The sequence below is a fragment of the Sphingobacteriia bacterium genome, from assembly GCA_017304685.1.
In the GTDB taxonomy this organism is placed as follows: Bacteria; Pseudomonadota; Alphaproteobacteria; order Rickettsiales; family 33-17; genus JAFKLR01.
On the sequence record JAFKLR010000003.1, the window covers coordinates 251310 to 268082 of the forward strand.

13 protein-coding genes are annotated in these 16773 nt (G+C 28.9%); 5 read left to right on the forward strand and 8 right to left on the reverse strand.

What is annotated here, in order from left to right:
* Positions 1 to 4: 4 nt before the first annotated feature.
* Positions 5 to 1216 (reverse strand): aspartate kinase, encoded by a 1212-nt coding sequence (locus J0H68_01285; GenBank protein ID MBN8827322.1) that lies wholly within the window; start codon positions 1214 to 1216, stop codon positions 5 to 7.
* A gap of 267 nt (positions 1217 to 1483) precedes the next feature.
* Here J0H68_01285 and J0H68_01290 point away from each other — a divergent pair, with 267 nt between their 5' ends.
* Positions 1484 to 2059, forward strand: a complete 576-nt coding sequence (locus J0H68_01290; protein ID MBN8827323.1) for an ankyrin repeat domain-containing protein — start codon at positions 1484 to 1486, stop codon at positions 2057 to 2059.
* 105 nt (positions 2060 to 2164) lie between these two features.
* Here J0H68_01290 and mnmG read toward each other — a convergent pair whose 3' ends face one another.
* The 4 genes from mnmG to J0H68_01310 all read right to left on the reverse strand — a co-directional run bounded on the left by mnmG (position 2165) and on the right by J0H68_01310 (position 8065).
* Positions 2165 to 4027 carry a tRNA uridine-5-carboxymethylaminomethyl(34) synthesis enzyme MnmG gene (mnmG, locus tag J0H68_01295; protein ID MBN8827324.1) on the reverse strand — a complete coding sequence of 621 codons (1863 nt, stop codon included), beginning with the start codon at positions 4025 to 4027 and terminating at the stop codon, positions 2165 to 2167.
* Between the two features lie 140 nt (positions 4028 to 4167).
* Positions 4168 to 5613, reverse strand: a complete 1446-nt coding sequence (locus tag J0H68_01300; GenBank protein MBN8827325.1) for a hypothetical protein — start codon at positions 5611 to 5613, stop codon at positions 4168 to 4170.
* A gap of 212 nt (positions 5614 to 5825) precedes the next feature.
* Positions 5826 to 6827, reverse strand: coding sequence for a TAXI family TRAP transporter solute-binding subunit (locus tag J0H68_01305; GenBank protein MBN8827326.1), 1002 nt, complete (start codon positions 6825 to 6827; stop codon positions 5826 to 5828).
* Positions 6828 to 6838: 11 nt separating this feature from the next.
* On the reverse strand, positions 6839 to 8065 hold the full coding sequence (locus J0H68_01310; GenBank protein MBN8827327.1) for a dicarboxylate/amino acid:cation symporter: 1227 nt from the start codon (positions 8063 to 8065) through the stop codon (positions 6839 to 6841).
* A 423-nt stretch (positions 8066 to 8488) separates the two neighbouring features.
* Between J0H68_01310 and J0H68_01315 the strand changes: the two genes are divergently transcribed.
* From J0H68_01315 to J0H68_01325, 3 genes are all read left to right on the forward strand, one after another.
* Positions 8489 to 9187, forward strand: coding sequence for a phosphatidylserine decarboxylase (locus J0H68_01315; protein MBN8827328.1), 699 nt, complete (start codon positions 8489 to 8491; stop codon positions 9185 to 9187).
* A gap of 242 nt (positions 9188 to 9429) precedes the next feature.
* Positions 9430 to 10383, forward strand: a complete 954-nt coding sequence (locus J0H68_01320) for a hypothetical protein (GenBank protein ID MBN8827329.1) — start codon at positions 9430 to 9432, stop codon at positions 10381 to 10383.
* Between the two features lie 206 nt (positions 10384 to 10589).
* A complete protein-coding gene (locus tag J0H68_01325; protein ID MBN8827330.1) occupies positions 10590 to 11399 on the forward strand; it encodes a phosphatidylcholine/phosphatidylserine synthase in 810 nt (269 codons plus the stop codon).
* 13 nt (positions 11400 to 11412) lie between these two features.
* Here J0H68_01325 and J0H68_01330 read toward each other — a convergent pair whose 3' ends face one another.
* The 3 genes from J0H68_01330 to J0H68_01340 all read right to left on the reverse strand — a co-directional run bounded on the left by J0H68_01330 (position 11413) and on the right by J0H68_01340 (position 15863).
* The gene (locus J0H68_01330; GenBank protein MBN8827331.1) at positions 11413 to 14367 is read right to left on the reverse strand and encodes an ankyrin repeat domain-containing protein; all 2955 of its coding nucleotides are present in this window, start codon (positions 14365 to 14367) and stop codon (positions 11413 to 11415) included.
* Positions 14368 to 14509: 142 nt separating this feature from the next.
* A complete protein-coding gene (locus tag J0H68_01335) occupies positions 14510 to 15574 on the reverse strand; it encodes a M23 family metallopeptidase (protein MBN8827332.1) in 1065 nt (354 codons plus the stop codon).
* A gap of 4 nt (positions 15575 to 15578) precedes the next feature.
* Positions 15579 to 15863, reverse strand: a complete 285-nt coding sequence (locus J0H68_01340; protein MBN8827333.1) for a hypothetical protein — start codon at positions 15861 to 15863, stop codon at positions 15579 to 15581.
* A gap of 189 nt (positions 15864 to 16052) precedes the next feature.
* Between J0H68_01340 and J0H68_01345 the strand changes: the two genes are divergently transcribed.
* Entirely contained in the window at positions 16053 to 16718 is a 666-nt protein-coding gene (locus J0H68_01345) for a hypothetical protein (protein ID MBN8827334.1), read from the forward strand.
* Positions 16719 to 16773 lie beyond the last annotated feature (55 nt).

The following is a 16773-nucleotide window of genomic DNA, read 5'->3' on the forward strand; positions in this document are numbered from 1 at the left end:
TAATTTAGTCGATAAACGCATTATGTAAACTTTGAACAGCAAGTTCAGAATATTCTTTATTTATTAAAAAACTTATTTTAATCTCCGATGAAATTAGGGCGATTATTTCTATAGTTTTTTCTGACATAACTTCATATAGTTTTTGTAATACCATTAAATTACTTTTTATTCCAATTCCTACTAAAGAGATCTTGCTTATATTTTCATTAATATTAATATGATTTTCTATTAAAAAGCCAGTAGAAAGAAGAAGTTTTTTGGTAATATCTGCTTCTGTTTTAAGGACATTAAATTCAATGCTCTCATTGGTATTTATAATCATATCAATTCCAATTTGGCTTGAAGTAAGAGGGGCAATTATTTTTGCAAGTTCTTTAGTATCAAGTTTGGATTTTTTTATAATAAACCTTACTTCATTTTGGCTTAAAGCAATACCTGTTACATTATAATTTTCAATTAATTTTTCGCTGTTAAGTTCTTCGTGTAAAATTTTAGTTCCTTTCTTTTCTTCAAAACTTGAAACTATATTTAAATTTACGTCATGTCTTTTAGCAATAGCTGTTGATCTTGTGTGTAATACTTTTGCTCCAAGGGATGCAAGTTCAAGCATTTCATCATAATCAACATTTTCTAATTTTTTAGCTGATTTAACCATTCTTGGATCTGTGCTATATACTCCATCAACATCAGTATATATATCGCATCTTTGAGCTTTAAATGCAGATGCAATAGCTACTGCTGTTGTGTCAGAACCACCTCTGCCTAAAGTTGTAATTTTATTATCTTTAGTAATTCCTTGGAAACCTGTAACAACTGCTATTTCACCACGAGATAGAGAATCTAAAATATTTTTAGTAGCAATTTTTTCTATAAAAGCTTTGGAATGAACTTTGTTAGTGTAAATAGGAATTTGCCAACCTTGCCAAGACCTCGCACTTAATCCCATGCTTTGAAGTGCAAGTACAAATAAACCTGCTGAAACCTGTTCACCTGATGAAATTATAGAATCATATTCGGCAAGGCCTGATCCATATGGAGTTTTAGTAATTTCTTTAGTTAAATTAATTAAATGGTCTGTGGTTCCAGCCATTGCAGAGACTACAACAATTACAGAATTACCTTTTAAAATCTCTTTTTCAACAAGTTTGGCTGAGGCCTTTATTCTTTCAATACTGCCTACAGATGTGCCACCAAACTTCTGAACAATAAGTGCCATTTAATATCATTGTTTATATAAAAAATTGATTATTAATTTAGTAGTAAAAAGTATTTTTGTACAGGACTTTATCAATATTTTAATTCTATAAAAAACTTTTAAATCAAGAGTTTAAATTGTGAAATAAAATTCATTTTTCAAAGTCGGTTTGTAAATTATATTAATAATCAATAACTTAATTTGTTTTATTAATATTTAGTTAACAATAGTTGACAAATTAACCAAGCGGTTATATTATTTTGAGATATATATTTAGAGGGGATAATAATGTTTTATATTGCAGAAGTAGTGAGTTACCTTAAAGAAAAATTATTTACTACGCCTGAAATAAATCCAGTAATTTATGATAGTACTACTAAACTACACAATGAAGTAATACATCATAATTTTAAAGAGGTGCATTCTCTTCTTGAGAAAGGAGCAAATCCTAATGTTGCTGATAAAAGTGGTCTTACACCTTTACATCACGCAGTGTATAGTGGCCAAAGCCCTATGATTAAGTTATTAATTTTGTATGGTGCTGATGTTAATGCAAAGGATTGTTTAGGAATGACACCTTTACATATTGCCGCATCATTTAATGATACAGGCATGGTAGAATTACTTTTGGAAAAAGGGGCAGATCCTAATATTAAAACTACTGCTGGTGCTACACCTGCTGATTTAGTAAGAAATGATGAGGAATTTGTAAGAAAAGAAGAAATTAAAATGAAAATGAAAGAAGTTCTAAAAATTCTAGAGTCTAATAATAACAATTGTGATGTAGTAACTAATTATGAAACTACTCAATTAGAAGAAATAAAAGTATATGACGATGGTTTTAACTTAGCAGAAGCCATTTAAATAAAAAAAGGTTACTTTAAGGAAAGACTTAAAATAACCTTTTTTCCTCTTATAATATTAATTAATAAAATTTAACTATAAATAAGTAATAAAACCTAAAATATCTTAAATATTTACAAGCATTTTTCTTTTCTTAATATGAACCATTAAAGCGGTTAAGGCTGCAGGTGTAATTCCTGGAATTCTTCTAGCTAGACCAATGGTTAATGGTTTGTGAAAACTGAGTTTTTCAATAACTTCATTTGATAAAGCCTTAATTTCCCTATATTCAATATTTTTAGGAATTTCTAAATTCTCTTCTTGCATAAATAATTTAATATCAGCTTCTTGCCTTGCAAGATATGGCCTATACATAGCTTCAATCGCAACTTGTTTTGCAATATCATTTTCAATTTGGTTTATATCATTCCAAATAGTTTTTACTTTTTCAAGGTCAATATTTGGGTAACCTAAAAGATCATAAGCTGATTTTCTAACGCCGTCTTTATTTATATTAATCCCAAAATCAACTAACTTATTAGGGGTAATGGTAAGAGATTGTAATAGATTTATTGCATTTTCAATTTTTTGCATTTTTGCAGTAAATTTTTCTGTTCGCTCGCGACCAATACATCCAATAGCTAATCCTTTTGGAGTAAGTCTTTGGTCAGCATTATCAGCACGCATTGAAAGCCTATATTCTGAACGTGAAGTAAACATTCTATATGGTTCAGGCGCGCCATTTAGAATGAGATCATCTATCATAACTCCAATATAGCTTTCTGCACGAGTTAGTGTAAATTCTTTATTATTGAGTTTTAATGCGGCATTAATTCCTGCAATAATCCCTTGACCACCTGCCTCTTCATAACCAGTCGTTCCATTAATCTGACCTGCAAAAAAAAGATTTTTAACTTTTTTAGTTTCAAGTGTTGGATAAAGCTCTCTTGGATCTACATAATCATATTCAATTGCATATCCTGGTCTAATTACCGTTGCAGTTTCAAGTCCTGAAATTCTTTTTATGAATTCTAATTGCACTTCTTCAGGTAAAGATGTTGAAATACCATTCGGATAAATTACATAATCATCTAATCCTTCTGGCTCTAAAAAAACTTGATGGCGCTCTTTATCTCTAAAACGCATAATTTTGTCTTCGATCGATGGGCAGTAACGTGGACCCCGTGATTCAATTTGACCTGAATACATAGGAGAACGATGAACATTTTGACTAATAATCTCGTGAACGTCTGGTGAAGTATAAGTTATATAGCAGTCAATTTGCGGAACTGTAATTTTTTCTGTCAAATAAGAGAAGGGGACAGGTATATCATCACCGGGTTGTTTTTCTAAAACACTCCAATTAATAGTTCTACCATCAATTCTTGCTGGAGTTCCAGTTTTAAGTCTTCCAACCATAAAGTTAAGTCGTTTTAAAGTGTTAGAAAGACCAATAGATGGATTTTCACCCACTCTTCCTGCAGGAGTTTTCTTTTCCCCTATATGAATAAGCCCATTTAAAAATGTGCCTGTAGTTAATACAACGGAACCTGCATTAATTGTTCTACCATCATTTAGAATAACGCCTGTGACTCTGTCATTTTTAATTTCCAGGTCTTCAACAGAAGCATAAATAATTTCTAAATTTTCAGTATTAAATAAAATTTCCTGAATGGCTTGTTTATATAATTTTCTATCAGCTTGTGCTCTTGGCCCCATAACTGCAGGGCCTTTACTTTGATTAAGCATTTTATAGTGTATGCCTGCTTTATCAATTGCTCTTCCCATAACTCCGTCAAGAGCATCAATTTCTCTAACAATTGTACCCTTACCGATCCCACCAATAGCAGGATTGCAAGACATTTCACCTAAATTATCTTGTTTTAAGGTAATAAAAAGGGTTTTGGCTCCCATTCTGCTGGCACTAGATGCAGCTTCAACACCTGCGTGACCACCACCAATGACAATAACATCAAAGCTTGTATTCATTAAACTATTATAACCAACTGAAATTTTATGAAAAAATTAGAATAAATAAATTAATTATTATTGGGCGTGATTATAGCAAATTTAGGGAAAATAGCAATAAAAGAAAAGGGGAGGACTTTCTCCCCTTTTTTGAAATTTTATTAAGTGCGTGAAACTTTATTTGAATTGATACTAGGAGATTCGACTAAACACCTGAAAATATTTTTAAAAATTTCACTGGGTAACTCTCCATATTCAAATACAGGTTTACTTATTTCGTTACAATCCTGAACATTTGTACCTTTTAAAATAGGAGACAAAAGTAAAGTTTGATTTGGAGCGCATTTACTTAAACTTAAGCTGGTACGTAAATCCTTTACTAAATTTACTATATTACTATCAAAATTTTCAAAAAAAGCTACAAGATGTGAGTCCACTGAACCTTCTCCTGGATTCAATTGCGGAAATTTATTCTTAATATAAATAAGAGAATTACAAATAGAAATTAAATCACTATTTGACATGTTTGCATTTACATAACTTTGAAAAGAGGCATAAATAGCAGTTGAAAAGTCATAATTTTCATTTTTAAAATATATTAAATTAGTATTTTTAATAAAGTTTTTTAACAATATCCATTTTTTTGATTGATTAACACTAGCTAGGGCTTTTCTAAATTCAGATATTAAGGGATTTTTTAAACGATTTACTTCCATTGCTAATGAATACCATGCTTTAATATCTTCTACTTGTTGGGTTAGAATTTTATCTAATAAATTCAATTTGTTTTGATGTTCAATATCTATCTTTGAAGTGTTTTTTATTAATCTTTTATTAGTTATTGCTTTATCTTCTTTTTCTAAATTTGAAATTATGTAAAAATCCTCATATTCCTCAATAATTTTATTAACATTTTTTGAAATAATGGAATCACTAAAAAATTCTATCCAAGGAGTATGTTCAGAAGAAAGACCAATTTTTATATCATTTTCTTTAAATAAGCTTTTATTTTTTTTAACAATTTCTTTTAATGTTTCAAATTTATTTTCTTTTAAATCAGATAATTTTATTTTTAATATTCTGTTTTTTATAACTTCATTGTTATTTTTTATATTTTTAAAAAAAGTTTTTAAAGTCTGGGAATTTTGAAATGTTAAAGTTACTTCTTTTATTTTATTATTTAATGTTAGTAAGTTTAAAACATTTACTGCAGTTTTTTCATTAAATATATCAACTTTTATTTTTTCTAAATTTCTACAGTTTTTAAGGTATTGGAATAAAATAACTTCATTTTGTTCCGATAAACTTGAGCCATTAATTATAAGTGAAACGGCATTTTTTTCTATAGTTCTAGATGGAAGTATACGCAAACACCAATTCGGGATTGATACTTCTGATTCACTATTTTGTTTTTTAAAAGTAAACTTTAATGAATCCGCTTTATGGATATAATTTATAAATAAATTTATTAAGCTTAGAAGTTGAATATAACTTGCAATTATAAATTCAAAAAACTTTGATAACATTTTTTCTTGATTATTATTTAAATAACCATTAAAAGCTTTTCTATCGTTATTTAGCAAGGTAGGGTGTGTTTGTGTTTTCATTTGACGCCTCCATTGGAATGGTTTCATCTATATATAATTCTATAAGTTAATTTTTCTTAATTCAACCGACTTATTAGTTTTTTTAAGAAATTTTTACTAAAAATTGTTTATTTTTAATATTTAATTAAAATTTTAACGTTATAAATAATAGTTATAATAAAAAAAATATAATTTAAATACTAAATTCAAATACTGATAAAAACTTTAATTTTTTATCTACTTTTTTCCATTTTATCGAAAAAAAGTCTAGTTCCTTTATGAAGAGGCATACCGACATCTTCTGAAGGTAGAAAGTTATCTACTTCCAATTCATTTAAGGCTTCATGAGATTTACGTAGATACTTTAGATTATTAGCAACGTTTTTAACAAAATCGAAAACTTGTTTTTCATTGTTGTTGTCTAATCCTGCAATTACTGCATAAGTTGATAAACTAAAGACAGGCATAATAATACCTGGGTATAAATTATCCCTAATAACATCTTTATGATAAAATTTATATTTATCCATAATTCTGTTAGCTAAACTTTCCGATACAGGAATAAGTCTAACTTCACATTCTTTAGCGATTTCTTGAAGCATTGCATTAGGATGAGCAATCATGAAAGCTGCTGCATCAATTTTATCTTCACAAATTGCGTCTGGCATATTTGTTGATGTATAATTACTATCAAAGGTAATTTTGTTATAGTCTACTTCAACTTCTTCCATAAGTTTTGTTAATAAAGACTTAGCCCCACCACTTTGACCGATTCCAAGTTTTTTTATTTTTTGTAAATCTTTAATTGACCAAATGTCACTATTTTTTTTTACGATAAGAGTAAAAGTTTCAGGATACACACGAATAATGCTTCTAATTTTAGTATCCGGATTATTAAGATAATCATCATATAAATGATCCATTTGAATTATACCAAATTCAGCCTGCTTATTTTTAATTAAGTTTATATTGTCTCTACTTCCTTTAGACTCAATTGCATCACAAATATTTTTTTGATTAACATGATCTTGTATATAACAAAATAGATCTGCAATAGTATAGTAAAGACCTAATTTATCACCTGAAGCAAAACGATTTGGAACTTGACTTGCATTTGCTAAATTCAAAACAAGTAAATTGCTAAATGAAATAATTAAAAGAAAAGGATTCAATAGTTGAAGAAAACGTTTAATGAAATTTAGAGGTGTTAAAGTAAATTGTATAAACTTCTTCATAGATTTTTTTTCTAATTTTTAGAGTTATATACATCTACATTTAACATATTTTCAGATTTGTCAACTAATAATGTAATTGTAACATCGCCTGTGATATTAATAGTTGTTCTAAGCATATCTAATATACGGTCAATTCCTGCAATTAACGCAACACCTTCAATAGGCATTCCTATAGATGAAAGAATCATTGGTAACATAACCATTGAGCCGCCAGGTATGCCTGCAACTCCTATTGAACCTAATGTAGCGGTGACAACAACAATTAAATAGTCATATAATCTTAAATTAAAGCCAGTTGCTTGAGCAAAAAATACAGCGCACATTCCTAAATAAATTGCCATGCCGTCCATATTAATGGAAGCACCCAAAGGTAATACAAATGATGTGCTTGTTTTAGAAATTCCAAGTTTTTCACGACAGATTTTCATAGTAGTTGTAAGTGCAGCTTTGCTACTACTTGTTGAAAATGCTAAAGCTTGGTATTCAAAGCTTTTACGATAAAATGGTATAGGAGAAAGTCCGCCAAAGAAATATATTAACAAGCCAAAAATAGCATATTGAAGCCCCATAGCAAAAACTACAGCGAATACAAGTTTAATTAAGCTATGTAATACATCAATACCTTGAGTTCCAATAACCCATGAAGTTAAAGCAAAAGCACCATAAGGTGATATTTGCATAATAAGTTCAATCATTTTGAAAACTAATTGCGCCATTAATTGACAACCACTAATAATGCGGCGCCCATATTCACTATTCATTTTATTTAAGGTTATGCCAGTAAAAATGGCGAAGAAAACAATCTGTAAGGTGTCACCACTTGCTAAAGTTTCAAAAATGTTTGACGGAACGATATTGACTACCATTTTAATAAAGTCAAATTTCTTTGCGGGCTCAGCATCCAAGTTTTGTTCGAAGTTTAACGTTACTCCTTCACCGGGCTTTAAAATAAGACTTACTGCAAGGCCAATAATAATAGCGAAGGTTGTAGTTACCATAAAAGCAATAGTTGCCTTAAGGCCTACGCGACCAAGGGTACGAGAATCACTAATACTTGTTATACCTGAAACAATCGAGAAGAAGATAAGTGGCATTACAATCATTTTTATCATATTGATAAAAATATCGCCGATTGGTTTTACGTATTCAACATAATGAGAAATTTCTAGTTTTTTTACCGTTAACCCGAATATAACACCACTAACTAAACCAATCGTAACCTTTTGCCACAACTTCATTAAACAACCTCATTTCCTAGGTGATATTACTATCCTAAAAATAAAAATTTGATGATAGGATAGTACTATTTTAATATTTCAAAATTATTTTAATTACTGTCTCATTAAAAGGCAGTATTAATATTTATTTATAATTTACAATTTTTAATAAGCAAGTTTTATCTGTAAATTAACTGATTTTAGTTTTAAAAAATATTAAAATCTGTTAATAGATATTGTTATAAGTAATTGATTTAATTATATAATAGTTATGATTATAAATTTATTTTAAATCATAATTAAAAATTCTAAATTAGTAGCTAAAAGGTTAAAAATTTAACAACTTTAAGTTTTTGAACCCTTAATAGTTTGAATTTACGATTTAAGTTGAACTTTAAATAAATTTGAATTATTTAATGTTCAGGATAATTTATGGAGATATAAATGCTAAATTCGATTAAACGTGTTATTTACCCAATTCATCCGGAAGGATATCCTTTTGTAGTAATATTTGCAGTAGTCACAATAATATTGGCTATGGTTAATTCTGCTTTAGGAATGATCGGAACAGTTGCAACAGTATGGTGCACTTTTTTCTTCCGTGATCCAAGTAGAGTAGTACCTGTTGGTGAAGGTTTAATTGTAAGTCCAGCCGATGGTGTAGTTGACAAAATTACAATGGCAAAGCCACCTGTTGAGCTTGATATGGGCGATGAAGAAATGATGCGCATCAGTATTTTCTTAAATGTATTCGATGTGCATGTTAATCGTGTTCCTACTGAAGGTGTAATAACTGCTTTACATTATAGACCAGGTAAATTTATTAATGCCACTCTTGATAAAGCAAGTGAAGATAACGAACGTCAATCTGTAAGAATGAAAGCAAATTATAAAGATACTGAAATAGCTTTTGTTCAAATCGCAGGTTTAATTGCAAGAAGAATTGTATGTAACTTAACTAATAACCAGGAAGTTAAAGCTGGTGAGAAATTTGGTATTATCCGTTTCGGTAGCCGTATGGATGTTTATATGCCAAAGGATATTAAACCATTAGTAGTTGAAGGCCAAAAAGCTATAGGTGGGGAAACAATTTTAGCCGATTTAGCCAATAACAAAGAAGCTAGAAAAGGCGAAGTTAGATAATTTAAAAAAGGGGAGTTTTTACTCCCCTTTTATTTTTAATTTTTTTATTCTTTATAAGTAATCATCTGCTAAAATTACTAAATTCATAAAGCTAATTTTTGTTTATCCTTATCTCATAACCATTTACCTCATCTTAAAAATATCTATCTTACTTAAGTATTGAAATATTTATATGAATATGTAATATTAGTTAATATATAGTTAATATAAAATAAGCAATTAATAAATTTCAGGTATTTAAAATGAGTCTTAGTAAAAAGCTTCAGGAAGTATATCCTTTAAATGAATTTCAACAAGATTTAAAAGAATCTAAATCATGTACAGATTTAACCTCTACTCCTAAAGTAAAAAGAAAAAAGGCGGAAAATCATTCAGATTTAACCATAAAGCTAGAAAAAATTGAACAAAAAGCTCAGGAAGAAGAAAAAGCAATTTTACAAACTTATAAAGAAAATTCCAATGTAACTTTATTTAATTTAATAGCTAAAATCAAAAATCTAATTAAATTACTTCAACATAATAAAGAATTAGTTTCAAAATTAGGAAATAAAAGGCAAAGGATTTTAGATTTAGAGGAAGAAGTAGAAAATTTAAAATTAAAAATCCAAAGGCTTGAAAATTTTAATAGTGAAAACTTCATTCAAAGTGAAGAATATAAAAATTTGCTTAAGGTAGCTCAAGATGCAGATGATAGCCGCCTATTAAGTATAATAAAACAAACTGTAGATCTTCAATCAGATAATTACTGCCTTCGTGAAAAAGAAAAGAAATATACAGCGCTAAATAAACAATTACTTACAGATCAGGAAAAGATGCAAAATATATATAAAGCTGGTCATGAGGCGCTTCTTAAAGTTATTGAATATGAGAAGGAAATTAAAGATTTAAAAGAAGATGCAATTATATTGCAAGATGATCTGGATCACGTTTATTTACAAATTGGAAGCTATGACGAAAATATTAATAAACTTAAAGAAGAATTGAAATTTAAAGATTCTCAGATACAAAATTTTGCGGAGGATCAATATAATTTAATAAATGAAAATTATACTCTTAAGCAAAGGATTAAAGAATTAGAGGAGTCAAAAGAGGTGAAAGAGTCAAAAGCCCATGATGATGAAGTAAGTATCTCAAATCATCGTAAAATTGAAGATTCAAGATCTATTTCCGAAGAATGCAAATGTATAATTCTTTAGTATAAATGATATTGGGGAATAGTTAGTACTATACAAACCACTTTTCATTCACAAAGCAATGAAGGTTATTTAGCAAGGCTTCTATTTTTTTGAGGATTAGCACTACCTTTATAATTACTTTTTCTAACAAATATCATGAATTATATTGAAAAATCCTACGGTTTCTTTAAAGTAAGGATTATAAAAATATAAAAATAGGCATATAAATGACGACGCAAGAAGAAATTGATAATGAAAATGAAGAACTAGAACAGATTAAGAAAGGTAATCTACCTTTAAGTCGTTTAGCTCCAAACATTGTAACTTTACTCGCATTATGCTTCGGGTTAACCTCAATAAAAGTTGCTCTTGTAGGAAAATGGGAACTTGCTATTTCCTGCGTTATAATTTCATGCTTTTTAGATGGTATAGATGGCAGACTTGCAAGGTTTTTAGGTGCAACAAGCAAATTTGGTGCACAACTTGATTCATTATCTGATTTTGTGAATTTTGGTGTTTGTCCTGCATTAATAATGTTCTTATGGAGCCTTAAAGATATCCCAAATAAAGCAATAGGGTGGGGAGCAGTACTTTTTTATTCTATTTGTTGCGCAATAAGACTTGCTAGATTTAATGTTGATTTAGAAGAAGATGAAGATGAGGCTACTAAGAAAAAATATCAAATGTTCTTCGTAGGGTTACCTTCTCCGACAGCTGCTATAATAACACTTGTTCCAATTATGTTATATATTGAATATGAATATTTAACTAAACCTTTAGCAAATGTAGTGTTATTAATTATAGTAGGCTTTTTAATGTCTAGTAGAATACCAACATTTTCTGGGAAAAAAATTACAATTCACCGCAAAATTGCATCAATTGTAATGGTCCTCCTTGGATTTATTATTGGCATGATAATACTAGAACCATGGACAACCCTTCCACTTCTAGCACTAGCTTATTTAATTTCTATTCCTTTAAGCATATATGTTTACTATAAAATGCAACCAAAAAAAGAAGAAATTATTAGCGAGTAAATATAAATAATTATTAGTCTATTCTACCCTTACCGATATCAGCTTTATTATTTACATTTCTAGTAAATGTACCTAAAACTGGTTTTTTATCGGTAATATTAACTTTTATTTCTTTATAAAAATTTTGTTCTAAATTTTTTGAAGCCGACTTCATAAATTTTGTAAACATATCGTTACCAATCAATTTTTTAAAGAAATTGGCAATTTTACCTATAATGCTCATTTTTTTTACTTCTGTACGTGCTTCACTTAATTTTTTATGAGCTTCTTTTAAATAATCGCATAATTTTTCTTTATCTTGTTGACCCAGTTTTTTATTATCTTTTTCAAGAAACCCTTCTAATTTTCCAACTAATGATTCAGTAAATCTATTGGCATCTTCTTTATTGTTTTTAAATTCTTCTAGAAGAAATTTTCGTGAATTAGCAATAAATTTTTGATACTTAACAAATTCACCAACTAATTCTCCCTTTTGATTAACTGTAAGTCCACTTGGCGAAAATTTAATATCTGCTCCAAATTCAACTAAAGCTTTCCTAACTTCTTGATCGTTACATATTGAAAGAGGAGTTTTTTTATCAATATTATGTTGGTTAATATGATTTATATTATCATGTATAATGTCTATAAGTTCTCTATTTCCAAAGACTTCTTTAAATTTATCTTTTCCTTGATTTAGATAATGTATTGCTCTATGTAATTCAGTATTACCAAATTTATTTCCTTCGTGGAACATAATCTCTTCTAATTCTTTAACAGTTACCCCGGCTACCACTGGTAATTTATCATGAATTGGATGTAATACATTTTCTCTTACAAAAAGCTTTAACATATCTCCATATTCTTTAGGTTTACCCTCTAACATTTCATATGGGGTCTTGCCCTTATGAGCAATGTGTGCATTTGCTTCATATTTTAATAATAGCTCAGCTGCTTTTACATTATTTTTTTCCACAGCGAAATGTAAAGCTGTACCAAGTTTATTACTAAAATTAACATCGTATTCTTTTTTCTGAAGTAATACTTCAAGTACATCTAATTTATTATTTTCAATAGCGTATTGAACAGGGCTCACGTAAGTTTTTCCAGCAATATTTAATTCCTGATGACCTAATTTTGGAAAATTGTGGATTAAGCCTTTGACTTCACTTATATTTCCTTCTTTGATAGCATTTAAAAATGCTTCATGAATATGAGTAGAAGTATTGACAAAATTTTGTTTGAATAAATTGGCTTCAGTTTTTAATTCTTCTTTCTGCGTAGCAGTTAAAAGATCTTTATTTAAAACTTTATCAGTTAATTTTGCGCCATGGCTTACAAGCATTTTTATAGTTTTAAAATCTTTAGCATGGTCAATTATAGAAGAACCATCTGGTAATTTTAAATTAGGATTTGAACCATTAAAAATTAATTTCTTTATTGCTTCTTTATTTTGGTACCCTAACTCATCATTATAAGCCATATGAAAAAGCGAATTAAGGTGGTTCTGCTGAATTTCTGCTTCTAAACCAAAATTTATTACTTCAGGACTTACAAGTGATGCTCCAATATTTTTCATTAAATATTCAGCGTTTCCACCTTCCCATCTTAAAGCACCACTAAGTAAAGATTCATAAACTGCATCGTAATTATGATTTGGAAAAGTTTCAGGAATTTTAACTACTTCTTCTGAATGAACAAATACTTTTCGTTTACTATTTTTAGCTTGCGTGTATTCAGCTTCGATACTAGACATTCCGCCGGAACGTGTAATTAGCACATCGCTATTATGGTGTAGAGATGCCATATGCTTACCATCTTGGAAAGCTAGTGGAATGATTTTTACATTATCAGGTAATCTTTTACCTTGTTTTTCTAAATCTTCTAATCTTTGTTGTATATGGTTTCTAACCATTGCATATAATGAATTATTTCCTTCATTTTTACCGGCGGCAACGCATAGATAAACATTTCCATCTTGGTAATTTGCTTTTAAAGCTTGATCAATGAAACTATCAACATATTTTAAAATTGTAGAGCTACCTTGGCTGCCAAGAGTAATTGTAGTTAATCTATCTTTTTCACCTTTAGTTATGGTGAAATCATTACCTTCGTTTTTAGCTGAATTTCCTAGAATTTGTAAAATGTGTTCCTGTTCTTTTAATTCTTGCTTAGATGGATCTTTACCCTGATTACTTGCCTCTACTTGTGCATCGTTTTTGCCTTTAATTATAATTTGTTTACTTTGATTATAATTTTCTTCTTTAAATTCTTTTCTTATAGGAGGTTCAATACCTTGCTCAGATAAAAACTCAAATGTTATTCCTTCAACATAATGTCTTTTAGCAAAACTCTCCCAATTTTCACCTGGACCTAAAAGTGGAGGTTTTACAACTTGAACTTTTAAAACTTCTCTATGTTCACTTTTAACGCTGCTAAGGGGTACTAAAAAATGTGTAGCTCTATGCGTTAAAAATTCAGTAACTATTTTAGTCATTCCCAGCTTTTCTGCTTCTGGTCTTGTTTTATTATGTTCGGTAATAGCTTGGCATGTTGCAGAAGTTGATAAGGCCTGTGTATCAAAAATTTCTTGAACATTATTTTCTTCCAAATATTTTTTCATATTAGAATAAATAGAATTATATTGAATTCTTTCAGCTATCCATTGAAAATCTAATAAATGTTCTAATTCTCTAACGGCAGTCATTCCACCTTTTTTTTGTAATTCATCCCATTTTTTTATATTAGCTTCGCCAGAAAAAAGTTCTGTTCCTGAAAAAGGTCCTTTAATTACAGGAATCCATGAATGACCCTTGTTAGCAGCAATACTATCTATCCCTGTTATATCAATAACATCGATTTGATCTTCAGGAATACCTCTTTTCAATAATTCTTCTTTTTTTGCTTTAGCAGCAGCAACGTGTCCGCCACCACCTGATGAAGTTAAAATAAGATATTTCTTAGGCTTATTACTTTGTGCTTTAGTCATGATACAACCTTTAAGTATTAATAACTTAATATTAAATTAAAAATATTAATAATATATTAATATTTTTAATTTGTTTATTAAATAAATTTTTAAAGCGTTGATTTTTAAGGAAAATTTTTTAATAAACAAAGGTTACTTGATTTTATCTTTTGATTAATCTTATAGGATCTAAAACCTTTTTACCTTTACGAATTGAGAAATAAAGTTGAGGAAATGAAACAGTACCACTTGCTCCAACTTTTCCTATCACTTGCCCTTTACGAACCTCGTCACCTTTGTGAACCATAATTTTACTTTGATGAGCATATGTTGAGTACATGTTGTTAGAATGTTTAATAATAACCATATGGCCGAAATCTACTATGTCATCACCTGCATATACAACAAGACCATTATCAATAGCTTTAATAGCAGTACCATGAGGTGCTGCAACAATTACACCATCATTTTTAGTTCCATCTGGTTGATTGCCAAACCCATTTATCACTTTACCTTTTACTGGCCATACGAATTTTTCATTAGTTTTTTCTGCTCTAACAATTTTAGGAATGTTAACGTTTTTTCCTTCTTTTTTTATTTCTTTAAATTCAACTTGTACAGGTGGTGCTTCTCTATCTTCTTCTTTTGGTAAGTTATAAAGATTATGTTTTGGCTTTGAAGTAGGGTTAGTTTCAACTTGATATTGAGGTTCAAATGATAAATTTTTTGCGGTAGTAGTTTGATTTACTTCTTTATCTATACCAATTCTTTCAATATGAACTTTAACAACCTGATCAATAACTAACTGAAATGGCTCAGGAATATTGTTAGTTTCTATAATTGATTTAGGGTTAACTTTATATTTGCGAGCAAGCATATAAACGGTTTGACCATTTCTAACTCTATGTAAAACATAGTTTGGTAAAACAATACGTTTAGCGTCTTGAAATTCATAGGCTGCATCTGGAATTCTATTAATTGCCATAAGATCTAACACTTCAACTTCATTGTCTTCTGCAACTTGTTTTAATGTTTGACCAGGGTAAGCAATTACTGAGGCGGGGTAAAGTTGTTCTTCATTATATTTAATGCCATTATCGAAACCTTTACCATAAAATTTATCACCTTTAAAATCAACATCAGCATTTTCCTGTTCAAAATGCTCACAAGAGTTTAATATAAGTATTATAATAATATATAAGCAGGTTTGAGATAATAACCTTGGCATAATTTTACTGATTTTGAATACAACTTATAAAACTTACAAAATCTGTAATAAGCGGAGTGCAATTTTCAGTGACTCTAAGTGCCATGCCAGTTGTATTTCTAACTATTTGTTCAGCTTTATTAAGTACACCTTGTACAGTTGGGTGGCTAAAAAAATTATACGCAGCATATACACCTGGAACTGCGATAAGGAGGTACCATTTAGTGATTAACCCTCTTAAAAAGCTTGGTTCAGTTGCGCCACTCTTAAGCCATTTTGAGAAATCACGTAAGTTATTAAATTTATCCATTTAAACCTATAATTGTTAAGTTATTCACAATTTTATAACTTTTAGTATATATTAATGTATTGTCTTGTAAAATAAAAATTTATCAAACTTATATGCTATATGTTTTTTCTAAACAACTAAATTCTAAGGTTTTCGATGGAAAGTAATTAGTTTGATCAAAAGTTTAATTAAATTTTGTGAGGTAATTTTATGTCAATTCACAGAAGAGCTGCTGAAATCTTATATAGCTTTTATTTCAAAGAGAACAATAGCAATTATTATAAAATAATCGATAAACTTAATGAGTTTTTAAAAAAGCTTCCTCTCAAGCGTACAATTAATTACACCTTTAATTTTGCTTATCAATATTTAAGTGAAGCTCATAAAAATGATATTGAGTCAATTTTAAATACAAAAATATTAAACATTCTACCTGAAATGTGGATATTTAGAGACGGTGAAATACATTTTAATAATGTGGTTCATATATACGAAAAACCAATTTTTAAACAATTAACACTAAAAAAATTTGAAAAACTAAAATCTGAAAAAAATATAAGAATGTTTAAAGGGTTTAGCGTTCTTACTGTAGATAAATTAGTAGTAAGTGATAAACATTATTCTATTGGTTACGGTTCTAAAAAAATTCATATATTTCCAGGTAATTGGATTATGGTAATAAAAGATTATTATTACGTTTTAGATAGGCAAGTTGCACACAAAAAAGGAATATACGGAATTGTGGTTAATGAAAATAGTGAGCCTGTATCTAGCAAACCTTATTATCCTGGTGATATTTTACTAAAAGAAATAACAAAAAATCCAAGTTCCATTAGAGAAAAAATAGAAAAGAGTGAGTTTATATTATCTAAATAAAACCAATGTCAGATAATTATTCTTAATAATTTTAGATTGTTAACCTTATTAAATT